General features: G+C 70.9%; 11 protein-coding genes. 5 read left to right on the top strand and 6 right to left on the bottom strand.

What is annotated here, in order from left to right; all coding sequences use genetic code 11:
- Window positions 1-340 precede the first annotated feature (340 nt).
- Entirely contained in the window at window positions 341-1,210 is an 870-nt protein-coding gene (locus ACWEBX_RS34535) for an NUDIX hydrolase (protein ID WP_451888704.1), read from the top strand.
- Window positions 1,207-2,037, top strand: a complete 831-nt coding sequence (locus ACWEBX_RS34530) for an MBL fold metallo-hydrolase (RefSeq protein ID WP_384793955.1) — start codon at window positions 1,207-1,209, stop codon at window positions 2,035-2,037. The genes ACWEBX_RS34535 and ACWEBX_RS34530 overlap by 4 nt, the downstream gene beginning before the upstream one ends.
- A gap of 100 nt (window positions 2,038-2,137) precedes the next feature.
- On the opposite strand, the gene ACWEBX_RS34525 is transcribed toward ACWEBX_RS34530, so the two are convergent.
- Window positions 2,138-2,956: a nucleotidyltransferase gene (locus tag ACWEBX_RS34525; protein ID WP_451888703.1), complete on the bottom strand. Its 819-nt coding sequence runs from the start codon at window positions 2,954-2,956 to the stop codon at window positions 2,138-2,140.
- A 179-nt stretch (window positions 2,957-3,135) separates the two neighbouring features.
- On the bottom strand, window positions 3,136-3,810 hold the full coding sequence (locus ACWEBX_RS34520; protein WP_006382668.1) for a Crp/Fnr family transcriptional regulator: 675 nt from the start codon (window positions 3,808-3,810) through the stop codon (window positions 3,136-3,138).
- Window positions 3,811-4,260: 450 nt separating this feature from the next.
- Between ACWEBX_RS34520 and nth the strand changes: the two genes are divergently transcribed.
- Genes nth through ACWEBX_RS34505 form a run of 3 tightly spaced genes read left to right on the top strand, consistent with a single transcriptional unit; the run spans window position 4,261 to window position 7,262 of the window.
- Window positions 4,261-5,286, top strand: a complete 1,026-nt coding sequence (gene nth, locus ACWEBX_RS34515; RefSeq protein WP_451888705.1) for an endonuclease III — start codon at window positions 4,261-4,263, stop codon at window positions 5,284-5,286.
- Window positions 5,287-5,338: 52 nt separating this feature from the next.
- Window positions 5,339-6,049, top strand: a complete 711-nt coding sequence (locus tag ACWEBX_RS34510) for an NUDIX hydrolase (RefSeq protein WP_451888702.1) — start codon at window positions 5,339-5,341, stop codon at window positions 6,047-6,049.
- 13 nt (window positions 6,050-6,062) lie between these two features.
- Window positions 6,063-7,262 (top strand): MarP family serine protease, encoded by a 1,200-nt coding sequence (locus ACWEBX_RS34505; RefSeq protein WP_451888701.1) that lies wholly within the window; start codon window positions 6,063-6,065, stop codon window positions 7,260-7,262.
- Window positions 7,263-7,398: 136 nt separating this feature from the next.
- Here ACWEBX_RS34505 and ACWEBX_RS34500 read toward each other — a convergent pair whose 3' ends face one another.
- The 4 genes from ACWEBX_RS34500 to nhaA form a co-directional block, all read right to left on the bottom strand.
- Window positions 7,399-7,578: a hypothetical protein gene (locus tag ACWEBX_RS34500; protein ID WP_451888700.1), complete on the bottom strand. Its 180-nt coding sequence runs from the start codon at window positions 7,576-7,578 to the stop codon at window positions 7,399-7,401.
- A gap of 162 nt (window positions 7,579-7,740) precedes the next feature.
- Window positions 7,741-8,691 carry an alpha/beta fold hydrolase gene (locus ACWEBX_RS34495; RefSeq protein ID WP_451888699.1) on the bottom strand — a complete coding sequence of 317 codons (951 nt, stop codon included), beginning with the start codon at window positions 8,689-8,691 and terminating at the stop codon, window positions 7,741-7,743.
- Window positions 8,688-9,164, bottom strand: a complete 477-nt coding sequence (locus tag ACWEBX_RS34490; protein WP_451888698.1) for a phage holin family protein — start codon at window positions 9,162-9,164, stop codon at window positions 8,688-8,690. The genes ACWEBX_RS34495 and ACWEBX_RS34490 overlap by 4 nt, the downstream gene beginning before the upstream one ends.
- A gap of 43 nt (window positions 9,165-9,207) precedes the next feature.
- Window positions 9,208-10,605 (bottom strand): Na+/H+ antiporter NhaA, encoded by a 1,398-nt coding sequence (gene nhaA, locus ACWEBX_RS34485; RefSeq protein ID WP_451888697.1) that lies wholly within the window; start codon window positions 10,603-10,605, stop codon window positions 9,208-9,210.
- Between the last annotated feature and the right edge of the window lie 326 nt (window positions 10,606-10,931).

Genomic DNA, 10,931 nt, shown 5'->3' with positions numbered 1-10,931 from the left:
GCCGGTGCATCAGCCCGTCGCCGTTGGACGGAGAGGTGAGCGTCGGTGGCGACGGGCATCGATGTACCGGCACGGCCCCTCACGCCGGATCCCGGCCGCGGGTGCGTCGTGGTGGCTGCGGCTCCCGACTGCGGGATCTATCTCTACGGGCAAGCAACATGAGTTTCAGCCCCTCTGGCGTTTGAGGAGCGGGATCTGGGGCGGAGCCCCGGGTGCGATGGGGGTCCCCCTTGGTCGAGCGAAGCCGAGACCCTGGGGGAGGGTGGGGGCGGAGGGGCGAAAGTCGCTTGTGGGGCGGTGGGGCCTCGAACATCCGCCCGGCTCGGGATAGCCTCCGGCCATGGGGAATGGGCAATGGTTTCCGGTGGACTGGCCGGAGCGGATTCGGGCGCTCGCCGAGGGCACGCTGACGCCGGTCACGCCCCGGCGCGCCGCCACGGTGATGCTGGTCAAGGACAGCGAGACCGGCCCCGTGGTCCACATGCTGCGCCGACGCGCCTCCATGGCCTTCGCCGGAGGCGCGTACGCGTATCCGGGCGGCGGCGTGGACCCGCGCGACGACGAGCAGCAGATCCGCTGGGCGGGACCCACGCGCGCGTGGTGGGCGCGGCGGCTCGGCGTGGACGAGACCTCCGCCCAGGCCATCGTGTGCGCGGCCGTACGCGAGACGTACGAGGAGGCGGGCGTCCTGCTCGCCGGCCCCAGCCCGGACAGCGTGGTCGGTGACACCACGGGGGACGACTGGGAGGCGGACCGGGCGGCCCTGGTCGCCAGGGACCTGTCCTTCGCGGAGTTCCTCGACCGCAGAGGGCTCGTGCTCCGCTCGGACCTGCTCGGGGCCTGGGCCCGCTGGATCACCCCGGAGTTCGAGTCCCGCCGCTACGACACGTGGTTCTTCGTGGCCGTCCTCCCGGAGGGCCAGCGCACGCGGAACGCCTCCACGGAGGCCGACCGCACCGTGTGGATCCGTCCCGTCGACGCGGCGGCCGGCTACGACGAGGGCGAGCTGCTGATGATGCCGCCCACCATCGCGACCCTGCGCGGGATCGTGGCGTACGAGAGGGCCGCCGACGCCCTCGCCGCCGCGGGCGCCCGTGATCTGACCCCCGTCCTGGCCGAGGCGCGCCTGGAGGAGGGCGAGGTCGTCCTCTCCTGGCCCGGACACGACGAGTTCACCAAGCACATCCCGACCGGCGGAGCATCCGCATGACCGACGCGGCAGCCCTCCCCGGTCAGCCGCGGGGCACGGTCCTGTCCGGGCCCGCCACCGCGCGCGCGGTGAACGTCCTCGCCCCCAACGCCTCCGCGATGACCCTGGACGGCACGAACACGTGGATCGTGTCCGAGCCGGACTCCGAGCTCGCGGTCGTCATCGACCCGGGCCCCCTGGACGACGTACATCTGCGTACGGTCCTGGACACGGCCGAGCGGGCCGGCAAGCGGGTCGCGCTGACCCTGCTCACGCACGGGCATCCCGACCACGCGGAGGGCGCGTCGCGCTTCGCCGAGCTGTCGGGGACCGCCGTCCGCGCGCTGGACCCCGCGCTGCGGCTCGGTGACGAAGGGCTGGCCGCGGGAGACGTGATCAGCCTCGGCGGGCTCGAGCTGCGTGTCGTGTCGACTCCCGGGCACACCGCCGACTCGCTGTGCTTCCATCTCCCGGCCGATCAGGCCGTTCTGACGGGGGACACCGTCCTGGGACGCGGTACGACCGTGGTGGCCCATCCCGACGGGCGCCTGGGCGACTATCTCGACTCCCTGCGCCGGCTCCGCTCGCTGACGGTCGACGACGGTGTCCACACCGTCCTGCCCGGTCATGGGCCGGTCCTCGACGACGCACAGGGCGCGGTCGAGTTCTATCTCGCCCACCGTGCCCACCGGCTCGCCCAGGTCGAGACCGCCGTCGAGAACGGCCTCCGCTCGCCGCAAGAGGTCGTCGCCCGTGTCTACGTCGACGTGGACAGGTCGCTGTGGCCCGCGGCCGAGCTGTCGGTGCGGGCGCAGATCGACTATCTGCGGGAGCACGGGCTCATCTAGGACGCGTCCTACGGGGCCGTGGTGTTCGGGCAGCGGTGGTTCGGGCAGTGGTGTTCGGGGCCGCGTTTCAAGGGTCTTGGCGGGGCCTTGGAGGAGGCGTTCAGGGGCGGGGTGCCTTGATGCCGTGCACGCGCGCGTACTCCTCGGCCAGCCAGGGCCCCAGATCGTCGGTGTACGAGCGGAGCACGGCGGGGTCGCCGGTCGGCTCGTGACCGCGTACGGCCGCGCCGCGCAGGTCGGCGGCCCGCCGCGGGTAGTACGCGCCGAACGCCTCGGCCATCTCCCCGAGGTCGCTGGTCCAGCCGTTCCAGCGCGGCATGACGAGCGTGAAGCCGGTGCGGACGAGGTGCCGGGACATCGAGCGCACCAGGGGGCGCCTGGCCTCGTCCGTGTCCGCGGCCGTGGCGATCCGTTCGCGCCAGCGCGGCAGCAGCAGGCCGAGGTCGCCGTTCGTCTCGCGGGCCAGCAGCGTGTCGGGACGGTAGCGCGGAAGGTGTTCCGCCAGGTCCTCGCCCAGGAGAGGGGTGCAGAGGCAGGCGACGAACCAGCCGAGGTCGTGGATCTCCAGGTCGCTCAGCAGCCGCGTACGGCTGAACAGCAGGGTTCCCACGCCGTCGATCGAGGCGAACTCCTCGTCGAGCGCCGCTTCGAGCACGCGGGCGTCGGCGCGGTCGGTGTCGGTCGGCTCCTCGCGCAGCGACAGCAGCAGGTCGAGATCGGAGCGTCCCACGCGCGCGGTGCCGCGCGGGATCGAGCCGTAGAGGTACGCGCCGTCCAGCCGCGCCCCGAAGACGTCCAGGACCCGTTCACGGGCCGCCGTGACGACGGCCTCGAAGGCGTACGGCACGCGCGCCGGCGATCCCTCGCGCTCGATGTATCCCTCGGCGTCGAGCCCTCTGCGGTGCCCCTGTGCGGTCATGCGGCCACTGTCCCGCGAAGGGCGGCCGGGGCGCAGATCATTTACGGGCTCGCGGCTCGGCCGGGGGAGGGGAGGCGGAGGAAGGTGGGAGACCGCGGCGAGCCCCCGACTCCGGGGTGACGACGACGGGGTCCCGCCTCGGTGGGAGGCGGGACCCCGTCGACGTACGGCCGTAGGCGTCAGCGCGAGCGCTTGGCGAGCCGCTCCACGTCGAGGAGGATCACCGCCCGGGCCTCCAGGCGGAGCCAGCCGCGGCCCGCGAAGTCGGCGAGCGCCTTGTTGACGGTCTCGCGGGAGGCGCCGACGAGCTGGGCGAGCTCCTCCTGCGTGAGGTCGTGCACCACGTGGATGCCCTCTTCGGACTGCACACCGAAGCGGCGCGACAGGTCGAGCAGGGCGCGCGCGACACGGCCGGGCACGTCGGAGAAGACCAGGTCGGACATCTGGTCGTTGGTCTTGCGCAGGCGCCGGGCGACGGCGCGCAGCAGAGCGGCGGCCACCTCGGGGCGTGCGTTCAGCCAGGGCTGGAGGTCACCGTGGCCGAGGCCGAGCAGCTTGACCTCGGTGAGCGCGGTGGCGGTCGCCGTGCGCGGGCCCGGGTCGAACAGCGACAGTTCGCCGATCAGCTCACCGGGGCCGAGGACGGCCAGCATGTTCTCGCGCCCGTCGGGGGAGGTGCGGTGGAGCTTCACCTTGCCCTCGGTGACCACATAGAGGCGGTCGCCGGGGTCGCCTTCATGGAAGAGGGCGTCGCCTCGCGCGAGGGTCACCTCACTCATGGAGGCGCGGAGCTCCGCGGCCTGCTCGTCATCGAGCGCCGCGAAGAGCGGGGCGCGCCGCAGAACGTCGTCCACGAGTTCTCTCCTTGTCGACCTGCTCAGGGGGCTGTGCTCCCCCTTGGTACCAGGGGACCGTGTTCCCCATCTTGCCGGACGGTCCAAACAGTGTGATCAGTCACAAGTCTGCCGCACTGGCGTCCCAACGAGTGCGGCAGGGGGCCAATTGGGGGCCGATCTTCAGGGTCCGGGGCGGATGTCGGTGCCGGGCTTTAGGCTGGCCGGGTGTCCAAATCGCCGGTGAGAGCACAGGCCAAGGGGGCTGGGCGGGTGGTTGTACGTCGCGATTCCGCTGTGGGCGAACAGGCCCCCGACGGAACCAAAGAACAGGCAAAAGCGACAAAGTCGAAGCCGGTGAAGCCGGTGAAGGCGGTGCCGGAGGCTGCGTCCGGGGCTGTGTCCGGGGCGGCGTCGACGACCGTCGGCGGGAAGAGCGCGAAGAAGACGGCCCCTCGGACCGCCAAGAAGGTGACACCCACGAAAACGGCCGCCGAGAAGACGGCTCCGGCCGAGGCCGCTTCGGGGAGGACGGCCGCGGGCAAGACCGCCAAGGCCGCGGGCGGCACCGCCAAGGCTGCCGGAAAGACTGCCTCCAGGACGGCCGTCGGAAAGACCGCCGCCAAGAAGGCCGTCGGGAAAACCGTCTCCAAGAAGGCGGCGTCCGGTGAGGCCGCCTCAGGGAAGACGGCACCCGCGCGGCCCGTCGCGTCGCCGCCGCGGAACGAGTCGCACACCGCTCTCGTCCGCCGGGCCCGCCGTATCAACCGCGAACTCGCCGAGGTGTACCCGTACGCCCACCCGGAGCTCGACTTCGAGAACCCCTTCCAGTTGATCGTCGCCACGGTCCTGTCCGCCCAGACCACCGACCTGCGGGTGAATCAGACGACGCCGGCGCTCTTCGCCAGGTATCCGACCCCCGAGGACCTCGCCGAGGCCAACCCGGAGGAGGTCGAGGAGATTCTGCGCCCGACCGGGTTCTTCCGGGCCAAGACCAGATCCGTCATAGGTCTCTCCAAGGCGCTGAGGGACGACTTCGGGGGCGAGGTGCCCGGCCGCCTCGAAGACCTCGTGAAACTGCCCGGAGTGGGCCGCAAGACCGCGTTCGTCGTGCTCGGCAACGCCTTCGGACGGCCCGGGATCACCGTGGACACGCACTTCCAGCGGCTCGTGCGGCGCTGGCAGTGGACCGCGGAGACCGACCCGGACAAGATCGAGAGGGCCGTCGGCGAGCTCTTCCCGAAGAACGAGTGGACGATGCTGTCGCACCACGTGATCTTCCACGGCCGCCGCATCTGCCACGCCCGTAAGCCCGCCTGCGGCGCCTGCCCCATCGCCCCCCTCTGCCCGGCGTACGGGGAGGGCGAGACGGACCCCGAGAAGGCGAAGAAGCTCCTGAAGTACGAGAAGGGCGGCTTCCCCGGGCAGCGGCTCAACCCCCCGCAGGCCTATCTGGACGCGGGCGGCAGGCCCGCGCCCCCGTTGGGCGCCGGATGACGGAACGAAAACGGCCTCGGCGGGCGTTGGGAACAGCAGAACGGGGGTGGCGATGAAGCACGCAAACAACACACGGAACGCGAGCGACGCGCAGGGCGGGCCGGTGCTCAGCAAGGACGGTCTGCCCGACTGGCTGGGTCCGGTCGCGCAGGTCGCGGAGACCGTGGAACCGCTCCAGCTCAGCCGCTTCCTGCCGCCGGCGAACGGCGCGGGCCGCCAGTCCGCGGTGCTCATCCTCTTCGGCGAGGGCCCGCGCGGCCCCGAGCTGCTGCTCATGGAACGGGCGGGCACCCTCCGATCGCACGCGGGACAGCCGTCCTTCCCCGGCGGCGCCCTCGACCCCGAGGACGGCGACCCGAAGACCGACGGACCGCTGAACGCCGCGCTGCGCGAGGCCGAGGAGGAGACCGGCCTCGACCCGAGCGGCGTCCAGCTCTTCGGCGTGCTGCCCAAGCTGTACATCCCGGTCAGCCGATTCGTGGTCACCCCGGTCCTCGGCTGGTGGCGCCGCCCGACGCCTGTCGGCGTCGTCGACCCGGGCGAGACGGCCCGCGTCTTCACCGTCCCCGTGGTGGATCTCACGGATCCGGCCAACCGTGCGACCACCGTCCACCCGAGCGGCTACCGAGGCCCGGCATTTCTGGTCGAATCAGCCCTGGTCTGGGGTTTTACGGCCGGAGTGATCGACAAGATTCTCCATTTCGCGGGGTGGGAGCGTCCGTGGGACCGCGAGAAGCAGGTCCCGCTCGACTGGCGCGCATGACAAGGTGACCTTCGTGAATGTGCTGGACATCCTGTTGCTCGTCGCCGCCGTGTGGTTCGCGATCGTGGGCTATCGCCAGGGCTTCGTCGTCGGCATCCTGTCGGTGATCGGCTTCCTGGGCGGTGGTCTCGTCGCCGTCTATCTGCTCCCGGTCGTCTGGAGCTGGACGACCGACGACAGCAAGGTGAGTACGACCGCCGCCGTCGTCGCCGTGGTCGTCGTGATCGTCTGCGCCTCCGTCGGCCAGGCCCTCACCACCCACCTCGGCAACAAGCTCCGCCGGCACATCACCTGGTCCCCGGCCAGGGCCCTGGACGCGACCGGCGGCGCCCTGGTCAACGTCGTGGCGATGCTGCTCGTCGCCTGGCTGATCGGCTCCGCCCTCGCCGGCACGACACTGCCGACGCTCGGCAAGGAGGTCCGCAACTCCAAGGTGCTGCTCGGCGTGTCCCGCGCGCTGCCCACCCAGGCCAACACCTGGTTCGCCGACTTCTCCTCGGTCCTCGCGCAGAACGGCTTCCCGCAGGTCTTCAGCCCGTTCGCCAACGAGCCCATCACCGAGGTCCAGCCGCCCGACCCCCAGCTCGCCGCCAGTCCCGTCGCCACCCGCTCGCAGAACTCCATCGTCAAGGTCATGGGCACCGCCCAGAGTTGCGGCAAGGTCCTCGAGGGCACCGGCTTCGTCTTCAGCGACCGCCGTGTGATGACCAACGCGCACGTGGTCGGCGGAGTCGACGAACCCACCGTCCAGATAGGCGGCCGGGGCAAGAAGTACGACGCCACGGTCGTCCTGTACGACTGGGAACGCGACATCGCCGTCCTCGACGTACCGAATCTGAAGGCGCCCGCGCTGCGGTTCAGTGCCAAGGACGCGACCAGCGGCGACAGCGCGATCGTCGCCGGGTTCCCGCAGAACGGCTCGTACAACGTCCAGCCCGCGCGCGTTCGGGGCCGCATCACCGCCAACGGCCCGGACATCTACCACCGCAAGACGGTGCGCCGCGATGTCTACTCGCTGTACGCGACGGTCCGTCAGGGCAACTCCGGCGGACCGCTGCTGACACCCGACGGCAAGGTGTACGGCGTGGTTTTCGCGAAGTCGCTCGACGACGCCGAGACCGGTTACGCCCTCACCGCGGACGAGGTCCGGCAGGACATCGCCAAGGGGCGCACGGCCGACCAGCAGGTGGACAGCGACAGTTGCGCGCTCTGACCGGCAGGCCCGGCATCTGCCGCGTGGAGGGCGGGGGCGAGGTCTTCACCGCGTGAAGGCGCGGGCGGGACCTCGGCCTCGGCCGTATGGAGGGCGCGGGCGGGGTCTCTACCGCTGAGAGGGTGCGGGCCGGATCTCAGCCGCGTGGATGGCGCAGCCGCATGGAGACCCAGCGGGCCCGGCGCCGCAGAATATGCGGAATCCCCACACGCGGATCCGTGCCCGCCAGTTGCGGGGCGCCCCCCTGACGAGAGCTCAGACCCGTGGCCGAGCGGCGATTGCGTGCTACGTCACTGTAGTCGTGCGTCCAGCCCATACCCCGACGTCTGCCCCTGCCCCAAGGTCGATAACCTCGCCCCGGCCCCTCAATTGGCCTATGCGCCGGGCAAGTGGCCGTTCGTAGGACAGGTGTTCACGGTCCGTGTTCCGGACGCGGCACCGGGCGCGGTCACGCGGTCACCCACGGGTGACCGAGGTGTCACCGATCGGGTTCCGGATCCTTCAGCCAGTTGATCAGTTCGGTGGAGAAGGCGACCGGATCCTCTTCGTGCGGGAAGTGGCCCAGCCCGTCGAACAGCCGCCAGCGGTACGGCGCTTCGACGTACTCCCCGGAGCCCGCCGCGCTCCGCGTCCGCATCACCGGATCGAGTGAGCCGTGCAGATGCAGGGTCGGCACGCGCACCGGCCGCTTCATGCGCCGATTGAACTGGATGCCGTCCGGGCGCGCCATGGACCGCACCATCCACCGGTACGGCTCGATGGAGCAGTGCGCGGTCGAGGGGATCCGCATGGCCCGGCGGTACGTCTCCAGGGTGTCCTCGTCCGGCTGCCGGGGACCCGACCAGTCGCTCACCAGACGACCCGCCAGGGCGGCGTCGTCGGCGAGGAGTTGGCGCTCGGGGATCCAGGGACGCTGGAATCCCCAGATGTACGAGCCCGCCGTCGTCTGCCTGACGTCGGAGAGCATCGCGGAGCGCCACCGCCGCGGATGCGGCATGGACGACACCGCGAGCCGGCGGACGAGCTTGGGCCGCATGGCGGCCGCCGTCCACGCCAGATACCCGCCGAGGTCGTGCCCGACCAGCGCGGCGTCGGGCTCGCCGAGGGAGCGTACGACCCCGGTGATGTCGAGCGCGAGGTTGGCGGGGTCGTAGCCGCGCGGGGTGCGGTCGCTGCCCCCGACACCCCGCAGGTCCATGGCGACGGCCCGGAACCCGGCGTCGGCGAGCGCGACGAGCTGGTGCCGCCAGGCCCACCAGAACTGCGGGAAGCCGTGCAGCAGCAGCACGAGCGGCCCGTCGCCGAGCTCGGCGATGTGGAAGCGCGCGCCGTTGGCGGCCACGTCCCGGTGCGTGACTTTGTGGTCGCCGGGAAGGTCGATCCGTACGACCGAGGTGGGTTGCGCCGAAGGTGTGGCGGGGTCCGTCATGAGGATGAGCGTGCCACAGCCTTGACGGCGTCCTCGACCGGTTCGGGCCGGGGGTGCGGCTTGGCGTTCGGCAGAACAGCCGCCGTCTCCTTCACGGAGGCGGCCACCTTCTGCGGGCTCTGGCTCTTCTTGACCTTCTTCGCGAAGATCATGCCGATCAGCGCGAGCACCGTCGCGATCAGCACGTTCGCCGCGAACGACAGCAGGAAGCAGATCGCGAGATTCCAGTGGCTCCAGGTCCGGATGCCGTACGTGAGGGCGAAGCTGAGCATCGGCAGGGAGAAGATCAGGATCGCGCCGGCCGCCGCGAACGCCCCGCCGCTGACCGCACCGCGCTTGACGTCCTGCTTGAGCTGCGCCTTCGCCAGCGCGATCTCGTCGTGCACCAGCGCGGACATCTCGGTCGACGCCGCGGCGACCAACTGGCCGATGCTGCGTTCGGCACCGACCGGGCTCCCGTCGGGTGCGCTCATCGCGATCTCCCTCTTCTGCATGTGTTTGTACGGTCCTGTCAGATCATGCCGGACCGTGGTTCCCCTCGCTTGCCCCACCCGCCAGTTCGGCAAGCCTGCGGTGTTCCGCGGCCTTCTCCTCGTGGATCGCCGCCATGCGCAGGTGGTACGCCGGCTTGTGCTCCTCGTAGATGTCGGGGATGCCGTCGTGGTCCTCGTCGCGCTCCTCGGCCGCGCACAGCGAGCGGTACTTGGAGTTGCGTATCTTCAGCAGCACCGTGGCGAGCACGGCCGCGATGAACGAGCCGATCAGGACGGCGGCCTTGATCTCGTCGGTGAGTCCCGCGTCGCCCTGGAAGGCGAGTTCGCCGATCAGCAGGGAGACGGTGAAGCCGATGCCGGCGAGCGTGGCGACGGCGGCGACGTCGGCCCACTCCAGGTCGTCACTGAGCGAGGCCCTGGTGAACCGGGCCGTCAGCCATGTGCCGCCGAAGATGCCGACCGCCTTGCCGACGACGAGTCCGAGCACCACGCCGAGCGTCTCGGGCCGGGTGAACACATCGCGGATCGCACCGCCGGAGACCACGACACCGGCGCTGAACAGAGCGAACATCGGCACCGCGAGTCCCGCCGACACCGGACGCACCAGATGCTCGATGTGCTCGCCGGGGGAGTGCTCCTCGCCCTCGTGCGGATGGCAGCGCAGCATCAGGCCCATGGCGACACCGGCGATGGTGGCGTGGACGCCGCTGTTGTACATCAGCGCCCAGATGACCAGCGCGAGCGGAACGTACACGTACCAGCCGTGTACGCCCTTGCGCAGCAGCAGCCAGAAGACGACCAGGCCCACGAGCGCCCCGCCGAGCGCCGCGAAGTTGATGGAACTGGTGAAGAAGACCGCGATGATCAGGATCGCGAACAGGTCGTCGACGACGGCGAGGGTGAGCAGGAAGGCGCGCAGCGCGGACGGCAGGGACGTCCCGATGACGGCGAGCACGGCGAGGGCGAAGGCGATGTCGGTGGCGGTGGGGACGGCCCATCCGTCGAGCGAGCCCCCGCCCGCCACGTTGGTCAGGACGTCGACGATCGCGGGAACGGCCATGCCGCAGATCGCGGCGGCCACGGGCAGCAGCGCGGCTTTCCGGTCCCGCAGATCCCCGGCGACCAGTTCGCGTTTCAGCTCGATGCCGGCGACGAAGAAGAAGATGGCGAGCAGTCCGTCGGCCGCCCAGTGCTCCACGGACAGGTCGAGTCCGAGCGCGGCCGGTCCGAAGTGGTGGTGCGAGACGGCTTCGTAACTGTGCGGCAGGGTGTTCGCCCAGATCAGGGCCGCGACCGCCGCGATCAGCAGGAGTACTCCGCCCACGGTCTCGGTGCGCAGCGCGTTCGCCACGAAGTTCCGCTCGGGCAGGGACATCAGGCCCAGGAACTTGCGTGGGGTGGTGCTGGGGGGCGCGGCCACGGGGAGGACCTCCGGTCGAGCAGGCAGGACGAAGCACTCGCCGACCAGACTTCCCGGCACACCATGAACGATCTTGTCGCGTCTCTGACGCTTTACCTACTTTACCCATGATCCGGCCGGGTCGGTGGGGGATCTTCACGCTACGGCCGGACCGGGCGCGAAGCCCGCTGGTTGGGCCGAAGGGACGCTGTTCCGCCCCTTGTCGTTCCGCGCGCCCCGACCGCTGATGCCCGGCCAAACGGGCGAGGGGATGGAAACGGGCGAGGGGATGGGCGAGGGGACGAAAACGCCTGAGGGGTGCGGGAGCACGGTGAGCGTGCTCCCGC

Source organism: Streptomyces sp. NPDC005070, from assembly GCF_053600395.1.
Note: the sequence above shows the minus strand (reverse complement) of the source record. Positions and strands in the feature narration are given on the sequence as shown.

Coding starts and splice junctions, on each gene's coding strand:
- ACWEBX_RS34500 (WP_451888700.1), bottom strand. CDS start 7,578: ATGGGCTGGACGCACGACTACAGTGACGTAGCACGCAATCGCCGCTCG.
- ACWEBX_RS34495 (WP_451888699.1), bottom strand. CDS start 8,691: ATGACGGACCCCGCCACACCTTCGGCGCAACCCACCTCGGTCGTACGG.
- ACWEBX_RS34525 (WP_451888703.1), bottom strand. CDS start 2,956: ATGACCGCACAGGGGCACCGCAGAGGGCTCGACGCCGAGGGATACATC.
- ACWEBX_RS34490 (WP_451888698.1), bottom strand. CDS start 9,164: ATGAGCGCACCCGACGGGAGCCCGGTCGGTGCCGAACGCAGCATCGGC.
- ACWEBX_RS34510 (WP_451888702.1), top strand. CDS start 5,339: ATGAAGCACGCAAACAACACACGGAACGCGAGCGACGCGCAGGGCGGG.
- ACWEBX_RS34535 (WP_451888704.1), top strand. CDS start 341: ATGGGGAATGGGCAATGGTTTCCGGTGGACTGGCCGGAGCGGATTCGG.
- ACWEBX_RS34530 (WP_384793955.1), top strand. CDS start 1,207: ATGACCGACGCGGCAGCCCTCCCCGGTCAGCCGCGGGGCACGGTCCTG.